This window comes from Novosphingobium sp. BL-A-41-Hi4B-X5A (genome assembly GCF_055521705.1).
In genome coordinates, this window is sequence record NZ_CM145500.1 from 296,793 (window position 1) to 318,421 (window position 21,629).

Sequence of the window (21,629 nt, forward strand, 5' to 3'; positions counted from 1 at the left end):
CGGCTTTTGTGCGGAATCTCATGTGGGGCTGCATCCCTCGCTCTTGCCACGGCACCCTCACAGGTGAGGGCGCAGGCGGTGCAGGGGACGGCAACGGTCCAGTTCGGCGCGAGCGCTCCTGTCTTCAACGGCACGAATACCGATACCATCTTCGTCAGCGCGAACGAGGCGTTGATTGACTGGGCGATCAACAGCCCGACCGGCGAGTTCCTGCCCGAGGGCATGACCTTGCGGTTCAATGCCGACACCGGCACGCCCTTCACCGTACTCAATCGTGTCACGGACACAGCTACAACCGGTCCACTGTCGATATCCGGAACAGTCTCGTCAGATCCGCTTGGCAGGATCTGGTTCTACAATGCCGGCGGTTGGGTGGTCGGGTCGAAGGGTGTCTTCAATGTCGGCAGCCTGATCCTCACGTCGCTGCCGATCACCGTCGACCCGGCGACATCTGGTGGCACTCGTCTTTACGGCGACAAGAACGAGATACGCTTCGGTTCTGCCCTCGATCCAAAATCGTCGGTCTCGATCCAGTCGGGCGCGCAGATCAATGCGACGCTGTTCAACAGCAGCTACGTTGCCCTTGTCGCACCGCGGGTTGACCAGGCTGGCACGATCAAGGTGAACGGTTCCGCCGCCTTCGTTGCCGCAGAAGCGGCGACCTTGACAATCAACAATGGGCTGTTCGACATCGTTGTCGACAGTGGGTCGGCTGACGATACGGGTGTCTCCCATACCGGCAGCACGACGCGGGCGGCAAACAGCTCCTCTACCGACAGCAACCATGGTGTCTACCTCGTAGCCGTTCCCAAGAACCAGGCGATGACTGCCATTGTCTCCGGGCGGATGGGATATGACAGTGCGACGACCGCCGCTGTGGTAGACGGTTCGGTCGTACTCTCGGCAGGGTATAATGTTGCATCAGGCCGCGTCGATCCGAATGCTGTCGTGGGCGACGATGCTTCCCTTGCCATCTCGAACCTGACGATCGGATCCAAGGGATTCGCCACTTCGCTGCTTGGTAGCGCCAGTGGTGGCATTGCCATTGACGCGACCACGGCATCGACGGTCGTCAATGGCAGCGCGGCATTCGACGCGCGCGGCGATCTTTCCGCCACGATTGACAACGACAGGTCCATATCTGTCGAGGGCGATCTGTCGCTGACTTCGGCGAATGGCGCCAAGGCTGGCAACGTGGCGGTGTCTGTTGCCGGAGATGGCGGTCTCTTCGTAAGCGGAGGCCTGAGCCTCGCGTCCACCGCAACCGGGGCGATCCAGACCGACCCGTCGAACGGCGATGCATTGCTGCCGGATTCCTTGGGTGACGACGCGGTCGCCGGCAATGTCTCGCTGACTGTCACCAACGGCAGTGTCTTCGCGACTTCGACTTCCTTGCTGAGCGACGCAACATCCGGACTCGGCGCCCTCTCGACTGGGAGCGCTACTTCGGGATCAGCGAAGATCGTGGTTTCCGCGCCCGCCGGTTCAACCAGCAACAGTGTCTCCTTCGGCGATCTCACCATCTCGTCTGCCGCCAGCCACGGCTTTTTCAGCCGTCAGCAGCCGGTCAGCGGCGGCAATGCCACATCTGGTGAAGTATCTCTGTCAGTGTCCGGGGGGACTTATTCGTCCCGTTCACTCTCGCTTTATTCGGATGCGATCACCTATTCCGTTAGCGACCAGTCGCCACTTGATGCCACTGCGGGCGCAGTATCCGTCAGTTTTTCCGATATCCCGACGCGGTTTCAGACCGGTTCGATCTACGTGTCGAACTATGCCTCGGCCAGCGATGGCGGCGTTGTCTCGCTCGGCAACGTGTCACTGTCGTTGGACAATGCCAATGCAGGGACCGCGCTTGTCACCAACAACGGCACTCTCCTCGGTCCCGTCTCTCTCGGATCGAGTGCTTACGGCGATCTGATCAACCCCAACACGGTATGGCTAAACCTCACCAACAACTCCCAACTCGATACCCTTGACGCGAGTGTCTATCTGTCGGCGAGCGGGAGTTATGCATCGGGAACACAGCGTTCAGCCAATGTCTCTTTCGTGAGCGATGCCAGCACGCTCAATGCAGGATACCTGAGCCTGTCCTCTGATGCGAGCTCCTACGAGAGCGGCGTAGATAGCCAATCCGGCGCTGTGACTGCGATCTTGCGCAATGGCTCTTCGGTAACATCGAGTTCTGGCACATACTTGCGCTCGCAGGCGATCGGCGGAAGTGGCTTCGATGGTGGCAGCGGTACGGGTGGCGCCGTCGGCTTCACCCTTTCCGATTCATCCTATTCTGGCGACCTGTCGTTGCGTTCGACGGGTAGCGCGGGCCGAAGAGGCGACATCGCCGGCCTCTCCGGTGTCGGGACAGGAGGGGATGTCTCGTTCACCCAGTCTGGCAAGACGGCGTCGTTCACCGGTTCGCAGGTCACTGTGTCCAGTCTCGGCCAAGGGGGGGCGGCGTTTGAATCCGCCCGCACCGGTTTGGGCTCGCAGGTCGGTGATGGCGCGAGCGGAATTGGTGGAACTGCAACTTTCACCATCACGGATGGCACATTTGCGGCGAGCACGCTCGTCGTCAGCGCAACCGGTGAAGGTGGCAATGGCCAGAACGCGGCTGGCGGGGGGCCGGGTGCCGGTGGCCTCGGTCTCGGTGGTTCGGCAGCGCTGAACGTCACGGGTGGATTGGTTTCTGTACCCGATATTACTGTCACGGCATCGGGTTACGGTGGCGACGGGGCGTTCGCGGATTTCGACATTGACGGCGGCGTTGGCGGGGCTGGCACTGGCGGTGAAGCATCGGCAACCATCACTTCCGGAACGATCCGCACGGATTCCCTCCTGGTCGAGGCCAATGGCAACACGCCGATTTCGGACCCGATCTTCGGCGGTATCAGTTACTTCGGGAATGGCGGTTACGAATTCGGTGGAACGCTGCAGCCGGGACGGGGCGGGCTCGGCACCGGCGGGGTGGCGCTCGTCACGATCGATGGCGGCTCCTTGTCCGCGACTGTGCCGTCTCGCGATGTCCCGCTACAGGTCCAGGTAAGGGCTACCGGCAGCGGCGGGCTTGGCGGTTACTCCTATGGGTCCGGTACTCCCCAGTACTCCGGTTCCGGAGGAGACGGGGGCGGCGGAACTGCTACGCTCCGATATCTCTCTGGTGTGTTCGATGCCGGCATCATCGGAGTCGATGCGACCGGTAGTGGCGGACGCGCCGGAAACTTCATTAACGATGCCGAGGATGCCTTCTTTGGCGGAAGTGGCGGCAGCGGTACCGGCGGCACGGCAACATTCGAAATCGCTGCAGATTTCGGCGCTTCCACATCTCTCGGCGATCTCCGCACCGTTACGGTATCCGCCGACGGTATCGGTGCCATCAGCGAAACTGGCACCAACGGGGGTACTGGTGGCAATGGTACTGGCGGCACTGGCCGTCTTCTGGTTGCCGCCGGCACGACAGCACTGGGCGATCTCACCATAACTGCCGAGGGCAGGGGGAGCGATGGTGGCGATGGGAAATCCGGAGGCAATGGCGGACGAGGCGGTGCGGGCATCGGTGGCGTGGTCGAGGTTGTTTCCGACGGTCTCGGTGCAAGATTAACTGTAACCGGTGCCGCATTGTCTGCGGCAGGCGTCGGTGGAAACGGCGGCAATGGCGGGGCCGACGCCGCCACCGCAGGTAATGGCGGAGCCGGCGGCTTGGCCATAGGCGGGGAAGTTGCGTTCGCGGCGGCAAACCTTGGCACGCTCACGGTTTCAGGCCCCGCGATCGAGGCATCCGGTCGAGCCGGAAATGGCGGGCTTGGCGGAAACTCTGCGCTGGTCGGCGGCGTCGCACAAGGCAACGGCGGCAACGGGGCTGACGGTTCAGGAGGCGCCATCACCGCTACGGCATCCGGTGGCGGCAGCCTTGCATTCGATGGTCTGGCCCTGATCGCCAGCGGTCTAGGCGGTGCCGGTGGTGGCCGCGTGGATGGCAGCAGCAGCGGTACGCCCGGCCCCTCGATCGGCGGCACGGGCGGCCGCGGCAGCGGGGGCCTGATTGCTCTCAATTCGACGGGTGCCGATTCGAGCATTTCTTTCGGCAGCTTGACGGCAACCGTCGACGGCACTGGCGGCGCCGGTGCTGATGGAGCCGGATCTACGGCCTCAGGCGATGGGACGGCTGGCAGCGCGGGCGGTGATGGTTTTGGTGGTGCATTCAGCCTGCTCGCTGACCTCGGAGGCTCGATCACAATCGCCGAGGCAGATGGCGGACTGGCGATTGCGACTTCAGGCTTTGGCGGCAACGGTGGGCGAGGCGTCGATGCAACCGGATCGAGCGGAGGTTCCGGCGGGAATGGCGGCGCTGCGGGGGCAGGTTCGGGGGGCACCATCGCGCTTTCGGCCAACGGGCTTGGTGAGGCTTCGCTGGGATTGTTCGGCGGCACGACCCTCACCGCAAGCGGCGTCGGCGGCAGAGGCGGTGCAGGCGGCAACGGTGCCTCGGCGAGCGAAACTGGAGTCGCGGGTGGCAATGGCGGCAATACCGGCCTCGCCCAGTCCGGGGTCGGTGGAGCTATTTCCATCCGAGCGGAAGGCGGAAAGCTCGGGTTCGGCGATCTTACTGCTTCGGCGGTTGGCACCACGCAGTTCAGAAACCTGGCTGGACTGGGGGGCAATGGGCCAGGCGGTGCAGGTATTCGTGGTACCTCAACTACCGTTGCGTCCGCAGGCGGAACGATCGCGTTCTCGGCGAGCGACGATATCGACGGTGGCCTCGGGCAAGTAACGGCTGGCGCCGTAATCGCAGACGTCACGAGCAAGCAATTGTTCGTCGATCTCGGCTTCGGCTTCAACACGATACCTGGCAGCATATCGCTGTCAAACTCGGCGACTGCGGCTGGCGGCGGTCTGCATTTTGGCAGCTTCAGGGGTGAAGCGTCTGGTTTCCCTGCGAACCTGGATCCGACGATTGGTATTTCCGTCACCGCCGGCGCAATTGCGGTCGATGCTGACCTGACGCTGGCTTCTGGCGGCAACATCGCCATCACCCTCTCCGATGGCGCTTCGCTGACCGCGGATACTGCGCTTGTGCTGGGTGATACCGGTATCGTGGTAAGTGGCGAGGGCGATGGCCGCTTCTCGGCCCGCACGATAAACCTTCTGTCGTTCGGTTCGATCGGAATCGTCAGCAATGGCTGCGCTACGGCGGTCTGCCGCCCAGTCGAGGCCAGCGGCAGTCTCGGATTGGAAGCGTCTGGCGATTTCAGCCTTTCCGGTCCGGCCGAACTGGCAGGTCTGGGCAATCTCGAAGTCTACGCGGGCGGGAACATCACCGGCGATGCCGGCAGCGGATACTATTCGAATGGCAACGTCGCGGTACGAGCCGGAAACGATGCCACGATCCGCAACATCTCGGGCGCAAATGTCATCGCCGAAGCTGGTGCGGTGCTCGATGGAGATTACTTTTACGTCGATGGCTTGCTGACCCTTGGCGAGGCTTCGGGCGGCGGCCGCTTCGACGCTTCGGGCAGTCTCGATCTCAACAGCGGCGGAACCGTCCTGACTCTGGATGGCACCGCCTTCACAGCCGGAGCGGGCATTGGCGTCCGGTCCGGTAATGATATCCGGATTGGCGGGAACAACAGCTTCCTCGCCAACACCGGGCCATCATCGGTCCCCGAACGCGTGATTTTTGCAGCGGGCGGCCAGCGGATCGATTACAGCCTCGTGCCCTCCAACATCGCTACGCTGTCGATCGGGGCAGGTTCGGCAATAGATGCTGGCACAGGCGGCGTCGAGATTTCCGGCGCTGCCATCGATGCTCGTCTGGCAAGCTTTGCCGGAGCATCGTTCCGCGCGGATGTCACCGGAGCAATATCGGCATCGTCGATCCGCCGAACCGATGGCGATGCGCTTGATGCGGATTGCCTCGAGGGCGCGATCTGCATCGGAGACGTGAACTCCGCTGACTTCGTCAGCATCGGTGACGGAGACTTCAAGGCCTTCGATATCCGCTCCAACGGCGCGATATCAGGCAAGTCCGTCGTGCTTTACGCGACCAGTGACATAACCATCGGCGGTCCCGAGGTTTCAGCACAGATTACAGCGGTCGATGGCCTTTCGATCACGTCCGAGGAAGGTGGCATCGCTGTTCTTGGCGGTTCATCGCTGCAAGGGGGCTTCATCAGCCTGACAGCCGCTGCCAACCTGTCGGGCACCGGGAATATCGAAGCGACGGTCAGCGACATCGGACTTGCGATCGAAGGTGACATTGATGCCGCATCTCTCGTTGCGGCACGTGAGCTGACTTCGGCAGTCGCAGTCGGCGGCGAAACCGAGGAGAGCTTTGCTGCTGCCGGTGCGCTGCGCACAGGCATTCTCTCGCTCGGCGCAACCAGCGCAGTTTCAGCCACAGCCGAAATCCGCATCGGCTCCCTCTCATTGGCTGGCTTTGACGGCACTTTTGATGCGGCAACTTCGCTTCATGTGGGTACGGCGTCCGACGTCGGCAACCTGTCCCTCACTGGTGGCACCGCCGTCACGTTCGGCGATCTTGTGGTCGGCGGTGATCTGTCGATCGATGCGCCGTCAATCGAAGGCACAAGTGCGAGTGCAGGTGGCCTGCTTTCCATCACCGGCGATGACCTTGTTGCCGACCAGCTTGAGTCGGCGGGCGATCTGTCGATCACGATCGTAAATGAAGCGATCCTGGGTTCCGTCACGTCAACCGGTGGCTCGGTATTCATCGACCCGGCGCTGCTGACGTTCGATGCGATCGCTGCCGACGGTGGCATCACGCTCGCAGGCGGGACAATCACCGGCGGCACGCTCGATGCGGGTACCAGCATCGCCGTGACCGCGACCGGCGCACTGACGCTGGCCTCGGTCACTTCGGGCACGACGATGACGCTCGGCGCCGACAGCCTGCAGGCAGGCGCACTCGACGCTGGCGGCGATCTCGCGCTCACCGTGACCAACGGCGCGGTGCTGACTGGTGCGGTGACGTCGGGGGGCAATGTCTCGGCAGGGTTCGGCACGCTCGACTTCACCACGCTCGATGCCGGTGGTCGGGTGAGCCTCGAAGGCGGCGATCTTGCCGGCAGCAGCATTGTCGCGGGCACCAGCCTGACCGCTCTGCTGGACGGGACCTATGCGGTGGCCACGGCAAGCGCAGGCACCGACCTTGCTCTGCAGGCGGCGAGCGCCAGCGGCACGTCGCTGGCCGCGCTGGGCAATCTCGATGCCACGGTGAGCGGCCTTGCCGGTGTCACCGGTTACACCGCAGGCGGCGATCTGACGCTCACTGCGCGCACGCTCGATGCCGCGACAATCAGCGCCGATGGCCTGATCGCGGGCAATGTCAGCGGCACGGCGACGCTGGGCTCGGCCATCGCCGGAACCACGCTCGACTTTACCGCAGCCAGCCTCACGGCGACGAGCCTGCAATCGGCAGGCGACGTGACGCTGACGGTTGCCGATACGGCAGCACTGGGGACGGTCACGTCAACCGGCGGCTCGGTGTCCATCGACCCGGCGCTGCTGACGTTCGATGCGATCGCTGCCGATGGAGGCATCACGCTGGCAGGCGGGACGATCACCGGCGGCACGCTCGATGCGGGCGCCGGCATCGCCGTGACCGCGACCGGCGCGTTGACGCTGGCCTCGGCCACTTCGGGCACGACGATGACGCTCGGCGCCGACAGCCTGCAGGCAGGCGCGCTCGACGCTGGCGGCGATCTCGCGCTCAGCGTGACCAACGGCGCGGTGCTGACTGGTGCGGCGACGTCGGGGGGCAATGCCTCGGCAGGGTTCGGCACGCTCGACTTCACCACGCTCGATGCCGGTGGTTTGGTGAGCCTCGAAGGCGGCGATCTTGCCGGCAGCAGCATTGTCGCAGGCACCAGCCTGACCGCTCTGCTTGGCGGGACCTATGCAGTGGCCACGGCAAGCGCAGGCACCGACCTTGCGCTTCAGGCGGCGAGCGCCAGCGGCACGTCGCTGGCCGCGCTGGGCAATCTCGATGCGACGGTGAGCGGCCTTGCCGGTGTCACCGGTTACACCGCAGGCGGCGATCTGACGCTCACTGCGGGCACGCTCGATGCCGCGACGCTCAGCGCCGATGGGCTGATCGCGGGCAATGTCAGCGGCACGGCGACGCTGGGCTCGGCCATCGCCGGAACCACGCTCGACTTTACCGCAGCCAGCCTCACGGCGACGAGCCTGCAATCGGCAGGCGACGTGACGCTGACGGTTGCCGATACAACAGCGCTAGGGACGGTCACGTCAACCGGCGGCTCGGTGTCCATCGACCCGGCGCTGCTGACGTTCGATGCGATCGCTGCGGACGGCAGCATCACGCTGGCAGGCGGGACGATCACCGGCGGCACGCTCGATGCGGGCGCCGGCATCGCCGTGACCGCGACCGGCGCGTTGACGCTGGCCTCGGCCACTTCGGGCACGACGATGACGCTCGGCGCCGACAGCCTGCAGGCAGGCGCGCTCGACGCTGGCGGCGATCTCGCGCTCAGCGTGACCAACGGCGCGGTGCTGACTGGTGCGGCGACGTCGGGGGGCAATGCCTCGGCAGGGTTCGGCACGCTCGACTTCACCACGCTCGATGCCGGTGGTTTGGTGAGCCTCGAAGGCGGCGATCTTGCCGGCAGCAGCATTGTCGCAGGCACCAGCCTGACCGCTCTGCTTGGCGGGACCTATGCAGTGGCCACGGCAAGCGCAGGCACCGACCTTGCGCTTCAGGCGGCGAGCGCCAGCGGCACGTCGCTGGCCGCGCTGGGCAATCTCGATGCGACGGTGAGCGGCCTTGCCGGTGTCACCGGTTACACCGCAGGCGGCGATCTGACGCTCACTGCGGGCACGCTCGATGCCGCGACAATCAGCGCCGATGGGCTGATCGCGGGCAATGTCAGCGGCACGGCGACGCTGGGCTCGGCCATCGCCGGAACCACGCTCGACTTTACCGCAGCCAGCCTCACGGCGACGAGCCTGCAATCGGCAGGCGACGTGACGCTGACGGTTGCCGATACGGCAGCACTGGGGACGGTCACGTCAACCGGCGGCTCGGTGTCCATCGACCCGGCGCTGCTGACGTTCGATGCGATCGCTGCGGACGGCAGCATCACGCTGGCAGGCGGGACGATCACCGGCGGCACGCTCGATGCGGGCGCCGGCATCGCCGTGACCGCGACCGGCGCGTTGACGCTGGCCTCGGCCACTTCGGGCACGACGATGACGCTCGGCGCCGACAGCCTGCAGGCAGGCGCGCTCGACGCTGGCGGCGATCTCGCGCTCAGCGTGACCAACGGCGCGGTGCTGACTGGTGCGGCGACGTCGGGGGGCAATGCCTCGGCAGGGTTCGGCACGCTCGACTTCACCACGCTCGATGCCGGTGGTTTGGTGAGCCTCGAAGGCGGCGATCTTGCCGGCAGCAGCATTGTCGCAGGCACCAGCCTGACCGCTCTGCTTGGCGGGACCTATGCAGTGGCCACGGCAAGCGCAGGCACCGACCTTGCGCTTCAGGCGGCGAGCGCCAGCGGCACGTCGCTGGCCGCGCTGGGCAATCTCGATGCGACGGTGAGCGGCCTTGCCGGTGTCACCGGTTACACCGCAGGCGGCGATCTGACGCTCACTGCGGGCACGCTCGATGCCGCGACAATCAGCGCCGATGGGCTGATCGCGGGCAATGTCAGCGGCACGGCGACGCTGGGCTCGGCCATCGCCGGAACCACGCTCGACTTTACCGCAGCCAGCCTCACGGCGACAAACCTGCAATCGGCAGGCGACGTGACGCTGACGGTTGCCGATACGGCAGCGCTAGGGACGGTCACGTCAACCGGCGGCTCTGTGTTCATCGACCCGGCGCTGCTGACGTTCGATGCGATCGCTGCGGACGGCAGCATCACGCTCGCAGGCGGGACAATCACCGGCGGCACGCTCGATGCGGGCGCCGGCATCGCCGTGACCGCGACCGGCGCGCTGACGCTGGCCTCGGCCACTTCGGGCACGACGATGACGCTCGGCGCCGACAGCCTGCAGGCAGGCGCGCTCGACGCTGGCGGCGATCTCGCGCTCACCGTGACCAACGGCGCGGTGCTGACTGGTGCGGTGACGTCGGAGGGCAATGTCTCGGCAGGGTTCGGCACGCTCGACTTCACCACGCTCGATGCCGGTGGTCTGGTGAGCCTCGAAGGCGGCGATCTTGCCGGCAGCAGCATTGTCGCGGGGACGAGCCTGACGGCGCTGCTTGGCGGGACCTATGCGGTGGCCACGGCAAGCGCAGGCACCGACCTTGCGCTTCAGGCCGCGAGCGCCAGCGGCACATCGCTGGCCGCGCTGGGCAATCTCGATGCGACGGTGAGCGGCCTTGCCGGTGTCACCGGTTACACCGCAGGCGGCGATCTGACGCTCACTGCGGGCACGCTCGATGCCGCGACAATCAGCGCCGATGGCCTGATCGCGGGCAATGTCAGCGGCACGGCGACGCTGGGCTCGGCCATCGCCGGAACCACGCTCGACTTTACCGCAGCCAGCCTCACGGCGACAAACCTGCAATCGGCAGGCGACGTGACGCTGACGGTTGCCGATACGGCAGCGCTAGGGACGGTCACGTCAACCGGCGGCTCTGTGTCCATCGACCCGGCGCTGCTGACATTCGATGCGATCGCTGCCGACGGCGGCATCACGCTGGCAGGCGGGACGATCACCGGCGGCACGCTCGATGCGGGCGCCAGCATCGCCGTGACCGCAACCGACGCACTGACGCTGGCCTCGGCGCAGGCGGTTGAGGGCATGGCGCTGTCCGGCGCGACGATCGATGTGGGCCTGCTGGTTGCGGGGACGACAATCGATCTGACCGGCACCAGCAGCGTGAACATCACGACCAGTGCCAGCACCGGTGGCGTCGGCGCGATCACCATTGCGGCACCGACGATCACATTTGCATCGCTGGAGAGCAGCGCGGTCACGCTTGCGGGCGGGACGATCACCGGCGGCGATGTCAGTAGCGACGCGCTGACCGGCACTGCCAGCGGCACACTGACCCTGCACGATGTCTTGACAGGCAGGCTTGACCTGACCGCTCAGGACATCGTGGTGCGCAGTGTCGTGGGCGGGACCAGCGGTCCGGGCTACGACATGTCGCTGAACGCCACGGGCACTATCACCGCCGCGTTGATCCAGAGCGGCAACGACCTGTTCATCTCGGCGGCAACGCTCGATGTGACGACGCTCGATGCCGTGCGGGACCTGACCATCGAGGTGACGGGCGGGGCGACGCTCGGCGGGGTTACGGCGGGACGCAATGCGGGCATCACTGCCGGTAGCCTTGGCCTCGACCTGATCGAGGCGGGGGCCGTCACGATCGGCGTGACCGGCAATGCCGCGCTGGGCAGCGTCCACGCACCAACCGGCACGGTGGCGATCACCGCCGGGACGCTGGCGTTCGACGATGTCGCATCCCTTACGACAACCAGTCTCACGGCAGGTGCGATCACCGGCAGCCTTGTCGAGGCGGGCACGCTCCTGACCGTGCGGTCGGCAGGCGATGTCGGCCTTGGCGATGTGTTTGCAGGCTCGCTGGATCTGAGTGCTGGCAACCTGCAGATTGCCAACCTGTTGACAGACAGCGCTGCGCTTGTGCGTGTCGATGGCACGGCGAACCTCGATCTGGCGAGCGTGGGCCAGCTCGACTATCGCGCCACGACCTTGCGGTTCGGGACAATCGACACGCCTGGTGGAGCCATCCTTGTCGGCAGCAGCGTTGCGGGCGATGCCGTCAATGCTGGAACCACATTGTCGATCACCGCGACGGACCTCACGGCGACGAGCCTCGTGGCGGCGGGCGACGTGACGCTGACGGTTGCCGATACGGCAGCGCTAGGGACGGTCACGTCAACCGGTGGCTCGGTATTCATCGACCCGGCGCTGCTGACGTTCGATGCGATCGCTGCCGACGTCGGCATCACGCTGGCAGGCGGGACGATCACCGGCGGCACGCTCGATGCGGGCGCCAGCATCGCCGTGACCGCAGCCGGCGCGATGACGCTGGCCTCGGCCACTTCGGGCACGACGATGATGCTCGGCGCCGACAGCCTGCAGGCAGGCGCACTCGACGCTGGAACCGCTATCGGTATCGCGACTAACGGTCGCGTCTCGCTGACGGATGTACGGGCAGGAGGTGCCATTTCGATTGGTGCGGCAGACCTCGATGCGCTCAACCTGACCGGCGATGGCAACTTGTCTTTGACGATCAGCAACAGCGCAGATCTCGGCACCGTGAAGGTGCTGGGGACGTTCAACCTTTCCGCTGCATCTTTGACGCTGGGTACGAGCAGGTCCGGCCGGGACAGCATGCTGGCAATTTCCGGGAATGCCCAGATCGGCAGCATCTTCGCGGGCTTGGCTGATACCGGTCAGAATCTCGTGCAGGTCGTGGTGCAGGCGCTGGGCAACTCATACACCGGCGGGCAACTGCTCCCGGTGTTCGATGTCGTGCAGGGGCAGACCTTTACGGTTTCATCATCGACGAATGACCTGTGGAGCGCTGGCGCGCTGCCGCGCTTCTCTGACGCGGATGGCTTGATCGCGTTCCGCCTGGCTACTGCCCAAGACGATTCGGGCGTCCAACCCGGGACGCAGATTGGCGGAGCATTCGGTTCGTTGACCATCGGCAACTTCACGGCGCCGTTCGGTGCGCTGGTGGGCGAGGTCGCAGGACAGAGAGTTCTTGTCGGCGCCAACGGCACGATCACGGCGCCGGCCACGGGAACCCTTTCGGTCGGGTACTGGGATTCGAATGCGGGCGACAATACTGGCAGCATAGCCTTCAATTTCGGCCTGGGGGCGGGGAGCGGTGGCACGGCCATGAATCCGGCCAGCGTCACCGTGACGGCCGGTTCAAATCTTACGATCGGCACCGCTCAGGCCACTTCTGCCATCACTCTTGATGCTGGCGGCGGACTTCAACTCGGTGGGGCTGATGCAGGGACTGCGTTGTCGTTGGTCGGCACCACGATTGATGCCGGAACGCTGACAGCGGGGACCGACATCACGATTGCCAGCGCCCGAGCAAGCGTGATCGACACCGCCACTGCGGGCAGGCTGTTCACAGCCGCGACCGGTGCGCTTGACTTCAATCTGGTTGATGCTGCGAGCGATGTGCAGATCCGTTCGCTCACCGGCACGCAGGGCGGTGATTTGATCTCGGGCGCGAACATCACCATCGATGGCGATGGCAAGATCGTGCTTGGCCATGCCACAGCTGCCGATACAGTCACCATCGCAACCGGAGACGCGCTTTCCTACGGCAGCGTCGAGGGAGGCAGTGTGATCATCGGTGCCGCCTCGGCAAGCGGTGGCGCGATTACGGCTCGCGCGGGCAACCTCCGTATCGACGTGTCGGGCAATCTGACCACCGGCCAGCTCGTTGCGAGTGAAACGATCGACCTGACTGCCCGCGACGTTACACTTGCCAGCGCGCAATCCGGCGCAGATTTCTCTGCCAATGTCCGCTCGCTGAGTGCACAGGTTCTCGGCGCTTCCGGCAGCCTTACCCTGGCAGGTTCGGGCACGGTTGAAGTTGGCACGGCAACGGCGGGCACGGGTCTTGAGGTGACGAGCCGGTCACTGACCTTCATCCGCATGTCGAGCGGGGGAGCGCTTGACGTCTTCACCGATGGGAACGTGGCTGGCGGGGATCTCGTCGCCACCGGGCAGATCCGGATTGCGACCGGGACGGGCAGTTTCACATATGGCAGCATCGAGGGCGGGGGCATTGCGATCGGTGGCCGAACGGTTTCGGGCGGTGCCCTGACGGCACGCACCCAGGATCTCGTCATCGCAGTGAGCGGTGATGCAAGTTTGGGCACGATTGATGCCGCAGGAGACGTCGACATCGAGGCCCGGAACCTTGGTTTCTCGACGATAAAAGCTGGTGGCGCGTTCCGATCCGCCAACACGGCGATGACGGGAACTTCCATCGCCGCAGGAGGTGACATAGAGCTCTCGACAGAGGGTAATCTTGCATTGTCGGCGTTGTCTGGAGCATCCGCGCGGATTTCTTCCCGCGGAATCGTCAACGTTTCCGGCCTGCAACTGACGGGCGCGATCAGCGTCCAAGCCGATGCCGTAGGCCTTGCCTCCTTGGGCAACCTGCAGATCGTTCGCATCCGTGCCGATGCTGGTAATGTCGACCTCTCGGCAAGCGGCTCGATCCGCGGTGGCACAATCGAAGCTGTGGGCGATATCGCTCTGCTGGCCAGCAACGGTGATGTCGTGATCAGCCATCTTTCTGCTGGATACGCCGACGCCATGGGCGGTTCGCTACGCACGCTTGGCACTGTCACTTCCGGGGCCACCGGCCAAGGCAACATCGATATCGTCGCGAGCGGGGATATCGTCATCAACGACGTGGCCGATGCGGCGAAGGCCTTCACCATGAATGCCGGCAACACCATCCGGCTCAACGGGCTGGCCACCGGTGTGACGATGGACTTTACTTCGGCCGATCTCGAGATCGGCGCCAGCGGGCGCCTCGGCGAAACCGCGCACACCGACGCGATCACACTGCGCAACACCGGCCAGGGGGCGCTGAGGCTGGGCGACAACATCGCTTCGACGGTGAGCGGCTATGCCATCTCGCAAGCCGAATTCTCCCGCATCCGCTCGCGCGGGAACCTCACCATTCGTGGTACGCAGCAGATGCTCGTTGGAGACCTTGCGGTTGTTGCGCAGGCTGGCACGGTGCAGGGCCAGATTGGTGAGACCGGCGCCTTGTCCTTGCGTTCCAACGGTCTGATCTCGTTCTTCGGCGCTCTTTCGATCAGCAACGCTGCGGGCAACACCCTGTCGGTCAGTAGCAGTGCGGACGGGATCTACCTTGATGCTACAACGGGTTCGATCCGCCTTCTCGAAGGCGAGACGCGAGGCGGCTCGCTCCTCCTGTCGGGCAGCGGGATCGCAATGGTCACGCGCACAGCGCTCGAGGACATTGCGCAACTGACTGACACCGCGCTGATCACTGACCGCCTCGGACTGAACGACGGCGTCAGCGATGGCCGGACTCTGGTAGAAGCTGATGCGATCACGCTGCGGTCTGACGAACAGGTCTTTATCCAGAACACCTCGCTCGGTACTCGCCTGGATGACCGCCGCGGACTTGTCGCGAACAGCCTGACCATCGGTTCGCGTGACGGTGGCCAGCTCGACATCGTGATCAATGGCATCGTCAACGGCCAGACTGGTGTCGATGCAATCGAGCAGATCTCGTTCGACGAAAGCTTCACCGATCTTTCCTCGGTCAACGGCTGCGTGATCGTCAATGCCAACACCTGCAACAAGCTGCCATTCGAGATCATCGAGCTACGCGATCTCGTCGAGGAAGTGCTGAAGACCGACCCCGAGGACAGCGCGCTGCAGGTGACCGACAGCTTCACCAAGACCACGCTCATCCAGCTCAACCAGATCGCGCCAGCAGGCTTCGAGCCGCTGATCGACGAGCCGGTAACCGGCACGGGCAATGACGATCTGCTGGGTGAGGCGCGCGAAACGGGCGAGTGACTTGACCTGATGCGGGGGGGCGGGGCAATGGCTGATCCATGTCAGTCCACGGCCCCGCTCCCTTCGCGCCCTCTGCACCGCTCAAGCTGTTCAACAGCCTGACGCGCCAGCTTGAGGAATTCCAGCCCGTCCACGCAGGCGAGGCGCGCGTCTATTCCTGTGGGCCGACGGTCTACAACTACCCGCACATCGGCAACATGCGCGCCTATGTCTTCGCCGACATCCTTGGTCGCACGCTGTCGTTCAAGGGCCTGAAGCTCACCCACGTTATCAACATCACCGACGTCGGCCATCTGACCGACGACGCCGACGATGGCGAGGACAAGATGGAGAAGATGGCCCGGGCGCAGGCGCAGTCGATCTGGGACATCGCGCAGCACTATACCCAAGCCTACTGGGAGGACGTGAAGGCGCTCAACATCCGCCAGCCGGCACGGTGGACCATTGCCACCGAATACGTACCGCAGATGATCGCCTTTGCCGAGAAGATCGCGGCCAGGCACTGCTACGAACTCGACAGCGGCCTCTATTTCGACGTCTCGACCGTGGCCGACTACGGCCGCCTTGCCCGCGCCCAAACGGAAGACGGCGAGGGCCGGATCGAGGCCGTAGAAGGCAAGCGCAACGCCGCTGACTTCGCGATCTGGCGCAAGACGCCGCCGGGTGAGAAGCGCCAGATGGAATGGGATTCGCCATGGGGGAAGGGCGCTCCCGGCTGGCATCTTGAGTGTTCGGTCATGTCTGGCGAAGTGCTCGGCTTCCCGTTCGATATCCACACCGGCGGCATTGACCACCGCGAGATCCATCACCCCAACGAGATTGCGCAGAACCAGGCATTCTGCTGCACAAATGGATTGGACCTCCCCGCCAATTCCGGCGCGCGGGTGTGGATGCACAACAATTTCCTCGTCGAACGCTCGGGCAAGATGAGCAAGTCCAGCGGCGAGTTCTTGCGGCTGCAGCTTCTGATCGACAAGGGTTACGCGCCGCTGGCCTACCGCCTGATGTGCTTGCAGGCCCATTATCGCAGCGAACTGGAGTTCTCGTGGGAAGGGCTCTCTGCCGCTCTCACGCGCCTCAAGCGCATGCTGATTGCAGTGGGCCAGCTCAAGGAGCGAGCCGGGGAGGGAGGAGCCCAGCCCGGTCCGCGCTTTACGCCCTTCCTCGAACGCTTCGATGCAGCTGTGTCGGATGATCTCAACACCCCGGTCGCGCTTACCGTGTTCGAAGAAGTGCTCGCGCTGAAAAAGGTCGACGCCTCGGAAAAGCTTGCCGCGCTGGCAGCGATGGACGCCGTGCTCGGTCTCGGTCTGCTGTCGCTCGATCGCAAGGCGCTTCGCCTCAAACCCAAGGGTGTCGAGATCGCGGAGACCGAAATCGAAGCTGCTCTCGAAGCCCGCAAGGCCGCGCGGGCGGACAAGGACTTCGCCCGCTCCGACGCCCTGCGCGATGACCTTGCCGCCAAGGGCGTGGAGGTCATGGACGGTGACGCGCTCGGTTGGGAATGGAAGCTCGTCTGAACGGGTTTCAATTCGCAATCGATAGGCTAAGTCTCTCGCAAATGTTTTCGGGAGAGAGTTAAGCATGACCGTCCTCGTGATGAACGCCATGGCAGCGCCGCTGATCGAGCCGCACCTGCCCGACTGGGTCGAGCCGCGCTATTTCCGCAGCGCCGAGGAATTGTTCGGCCTGGCTCCCGAGGCGGAGATCGGCTGGTTCGACCTTTACCAGCCCGGCGGCATGGACAAGGCGATCCGGCTGGCGACACGGCTCAAGTGGCTCAACTCGGTCTATGCCGGCGTCGATTTCTTCCCTCTGGATGTGCTTCGCGAACGCGGCGTGATCCTCACCAACGGTACCGGCATCAACGCCATCACCATCGCCGAATATGTCGTGATGGGCATGCTCACCGTGGCCAAGGGCTACCGCGAAGTCGTGCGCTCGCAGGACCGGCACGAATGGCTGCTCGACAGTCCCGGCAAGGTCGAACTCGCCGGCAGCCGGGCGCTGATCCTTGGCTATGGCGCCATCGGCCAGAAGGTGGAGCGCATGCTGCAAGGCTTCGATGTTGACGTGGTGAAGGTACGACGGTCGCAGGGAGAGGGCACGCTCGGTCCCGACGAGTGGCGCAGTCAGCTCGGCACCTTCGACTGGGTGATCCTTGCCGTGCCCGCCACGCCCGAAACCGAAGGCATGATCGGCGCGGCAGAGATTGCCGCGATGAAGCCCGGCTCCACGCTGGTCAATGTCGCAAGAGGCAGCGTCGTCGATCAGGAAGCGTTGATTGCGGGCCTGAAGGAAGGCCGCCCGGGTCACGCCTTCCTCGATGTCGTCAGCCCCGAACCCCTGCCGGCGGATCACCCGCTGTGGGACGTGCCCAATGCCCACATCACCAGCCATCTATCCGGCCGTGCGCAGACCCGGATGTTCGAGCGTTCGGTCACGCGTTTTCTCCAGAACCTCGCCCGCTTCCGCGCAGGCGAGCCGCTCCAGCCGCAGGTCGATCTTTCGCTCGGCTATTGACGGCGGGGCGTGACAGCGGCGCGCACCTTTGATAGCCATGCGGGCAAGGGCAGGCGCGGGGGCCATAACGACACGCGCCGGGAACTTGCCTTGTGGTCGCATCCGAGTTGGGGAGGGTAACGCAGCCTTGGCCGCGCGTTCCCGTTGATGGAGCGACCAAAAATGGCCGAAGGCAAGAAGGCGTCAGACCTGTTCATCGAGTGCCTTGAGGAAGAAGGCTGCGAATACATTTTCGGCGTTCCGGGCGAAGAGAATCTCGATTTCCTCGATTCGCTGTCACGCTCGAAGAAGATCAAGCTGATCCTCACGCGCCATGAACAGGGTGCCGGCTTCATGGCCGCCACTTACGGCCGTCACACCGGCAAGACCGGCGTCTGCATCGCGACGCTTGGGCCGGGCGCCACCAATTTCGTCACGGCTGCGGCCTACGCCACGCTTGGCGGCATGCCGATGCTGATGATCACCGGCCAGAAGCCGATCAAGAAGTCGAAGCAGGGCCGCTTCCAGATCCTCGACGTCGTCTCGATGATGGGGCCGATCACCAAGTTCACCCATCAGATGGCCTCGTCTGACAACATCCCCAGCCGCGTGCGCGAAGCCTATCGCCTCGCCGAGGAGGAGAAGCCCGGCGCAACGCATATCGAACTGCCAGAGGATATTGCCGACGAGCACACCGACTCCGTCCCACTCAAGCGCAGTCTCGTCCGCCGCCCCAACGCCGATGCCAAATCGGTCGCGCAGGCCGTGCACGCCCTGCAGAATGCCAAGGCTCCGGTTCTGGTCATCGGTGCGGGCGCGAATCGCAAGATGACCGGGAAGATGCTGCGCGAGTTTGTCGAGAAGACCGGTATCCCGTTCCTCACCACACAGCTCGGCAAGGGCGTGATCGACGAACGGCATCCGAAGTTTCTTGGCTGTGCCGCGCTTTCCGCTGGTGACTTCGTCCATCGCGCGGTCGAGGATGCCGACCTCATCATCAACGTCGGCCATGACGTGATCGAAAAGCCGCCGTTCTTCATGCGCGAAGGCGGCACGCCGGTCATCCACGTCTCGACGAAGACGGCAGAGGTCGATCCGGTCTATTTCCCCGCCATCGAGGTGATCGGCGATATCGCCAACGCCATCTGGCAGATGAAGGAAGCGGTCGAGCCGAACCCGGCCTGGAACTTCGATCACATGCTGGCCTATCGCGCCGCCGAGGTCGCCCACACCGCACCGCTCGCGGCGGATGCCCGCTTCCCGATCTTCCCGCCGCACCTCGTGCAGCAGATCCGCGATGCCCTGCCTGAGGACGCGATCATCTGCCTCGATAACGGCGTCTACAAGATCTGGTTCGCGCGCGGTTACACGGCCTACCACCCCAACACCGTGCTGCTCGACAATGCGCTGGCCACGATGGGCGCTGGCCTGCCCTCTGCAATGATGAGCGCGATGCTCTATCCCGAGCGCAAGGTCATGGCGATCTGCGGCGATGGCGGCTTCATGATGAACAGCCAGGAGATGGAAACCGCGGTCCGCCTTGGTCTCAACCTGACCGTGCTGATCCTCAACGACAGCGCCTATGGCATGATCCGCTGGAAGCAGGCCAATATGGGCTTCGAGGACTTCGGCCTGACCTACGGCAACCCCGATTTCGTGAAGTACGCCGAAAGCTACGGCGCGCACGGGCATCGCGTCACCAGTTCCGAACACCTCAAGGAACTGCTCGCCCATTGCCGCGATACGCCGGGCGTCCACCTCATCGATTGTCCGGTCGACTATTCGGAGAACGACCAGATTCTCAACAAGGATATCAAGGAACTGTCCAAGGCACTTTAGGGTTCAGGCGATTCATCATGTCGTCACCCCGGGCTGGACCCGGGGTCCCGCTTTCCCCCTGCGGCGGTTCGATAAATAGCGGGATCCCGGGTCAGCCCCGGGATGGCGTTGGAGGTTATCAAGTGTCACAGCTCAAGGACGTCTACCCGCTCTATCTCAACAACAAGGCCGTGCAGCCGAACACCGATCTTGCGGTGACCGACAAGTTCACCGGCGAAGTCGCTTTCCGCACTGCGCTCGCCACGCCCGAGGTGATCGATGAAGCCATTGCCGGTGCCGTCCGCGCGGCTGAACCCATGGCCAAGCTGGCGTCCTACGAGAAGCGCGACGTGCTCGACCACTGCGTCCGCCGCTTTGCCGAGCGCAAGGACGAACTGGCCTATGCCCTGTGTGTCGAGGCCGGAAAGCCCATTGCCGATTCCGAAGGTGAGGTCGGTCGCCTGATCGACACCTTCCGCATCGCCGCCGAAGAAGCCACGCGCAACTACGGCGAAGTCCAGCCGCTCGATATCAGCCCCCGTGCCAAGGGCTACATGGGCATGTGGAAGCGCGTGCCGATCGGTCCGTGCAGCTTCATCTCGCCCTTCAACTTCCCGCTGAACCTCGCCGCGCACAAGATTGCCCCCGCCATTGCCATGGGCTGCCCGTTCGTGATGAAGCCCGCGTCGCTCACCCCGCTGGGCGCGATCATCATGGGCGAAGTGCTGGCGGAGTGTGATGTCCTGCCGGAAGGCGCATTCTCGATCCTGCCTGCCAGCCGCGATGGCGCCGATCTGTTCACGACCGATGACCGGCTCAAGCTCCTTTCCTTCACCGGCTCGCCGGGCGTCGGCTGGGAACTCAAGGCCAAGGCGGGCAAGAAGAAGGTCGTCCTCGAACTCGGCGGCAACGCAGCCGTGGTGGTCGACAAGGACGCCGATCTCGAACACGCGCTGGCCCGCATCATCTTCGGGGGGTACTACCAGTCCGGCCAGTCGTGCATCCACGTCCAGCGCGTGATCATCCACGCCGACATCTACGACCAGTTCCGCGACATGCTTGCCGCCAAGGTCAAGACGCTGAAGTCCGGTGACCCCAAGAACCGCGATACCTTCATCGGTCCGATGATCTCGGCCAAGGAAGCCCAGCGCCTCAAGACCTGGATCGACGCTGCAGTCGCCGGTGGCGCCAAGCTGCTCGCGGGCGGTGGCTGCGATGGCAACATGCTCGAAGCCACCCTGCTCGAAGGCTGCAGCCGTGATATGGACGTCTATACCGAAGAGGCCTTCGGTCCCGTCGTCATCCTGTCGAAGTTCACGGATTGGGATGCCGCGCTCGAGGAAGTGAACGACAGCAAGTTCGGGCTCCAGGCCGGTTTGTTCACGGCCGACATCCACAAGGTCATGGACGCCTGGGACAGGCTCGACGTCGGTGGCATCGTCGTCAACGACGTGTCCTCCTATCGCGTCGACAACATGCCCTACGGCGGGGTCAAGGATTCCGGCCTGGGCCGTGAAGGAATCCGCTTCGCCATGGAAGACATGTCCGAGATCCGGAACATGGTCATCCGCAGGAAGTGATTTCCGATGCAGAAAGATGCCAGTCTTTTCGATATGTTTCCAAAGTTTCTGATTAGCCACTTGAACCAAGGGGTAAGAGTGTCCTAACCTGAAGTTCAACGGGGTCGCATTGCAGCACTTCCGGCAAGAGCTATCGCACAAGGCAAAAGCCGCGCGATACGCAGGGCCGGTGGGGAC

General features: G+C 64.3%; 5 protein-coding genes. All 5 read left to right on the plus strand.

Translation table 11 applies throughout. From position 1 onward, the window contains the following. The first annotated feature begins 78 nt into the window (after nt 1-78). On the plus strand, nt 79-15,552 hold the full coding sequence (locus ACZ1JY_RS01335) for a beta strand repeat-containing protein (protein WP_465130113.1): 15,474 nt from the start codon (nt 79-81) through the stop codon (nt 15,550-15,552). Nucleotides 15,553-15,590: 38 nt separating this feature from the next. Further along, nucleotides 15,591-17,072 carry a cysteine--tRNA ligase gene (cysS, locus tag ACZ1JY_RS01340; RefSeq protein WP_465130114.1) on the plus strand — a complete coding sequence of 494 codons (1,482 nt, stop codon included), beginning with the start codon at nt 15,591-15,593 and terminating at the stop codon, nt 17,070-17,072. Between the two features lie 64 nt (nt 17,073-17,136). Beyond that, on the plus strand, nt 17,137-18,075 hold the full coding sequence (locus ACZ1JY_RS01345) for a D-2-hydroxyacid dehydrogenase (RefSeq protein ID WP_168903133.1): 939 nt from the start codon (nt 17,137-17,139) through the stop codon (nt 18,073-18,075). Between the two features lie 162 nt (nt 18,076-18,237). Next, nucleotides 18,238-19,893, plus strand: a complete 1,656-nt coding sequence (locus ACZ1JY_RS01350) for an acetolactate synthase large subunit (protein ID WP_118074138.1) — start codon at nt 18,238-18,240, stop codon at nt 19,891-19,893. Between the two features lie 122 nt (nt 19,894-20,015). Further along, a complete protein-coding gene (locus tag ACZ1JY_RS01355; protein WP_465130115.1) occupies nt 20,016-21,452 on the plus strand; it encodes an aldehyde dehydrogenase family protein in 1,437 nt (478 codons plus the stop codon). Nucleotides 21,453-21,629: the final 177 nt, after the last annotated feature.

Coding starts and splice junctions, on each gene's coding strand:
- cysS (WP_465130114.1), top strand. CDS start 15,591: ATGTCAGTCCACGGCCCCGCTCCCTTCGCGCCCTCTGCACCGCTCAAG.
- ACZ1JY_RS01345 (WP_168903133.1), top strand. CDS start 17,137: ATGACCGTCCTCGTGATGAACGCCATGGCAGCGCCGCTGATCGAGCCG.
- ACZ1JY_RS01350 (WP_118074138.1), top strand. CDS start 18,238: ATGGCCGAAGGCAAGAAGGCGTCAGACCTGTTCATCGAGTGCCTTGAG.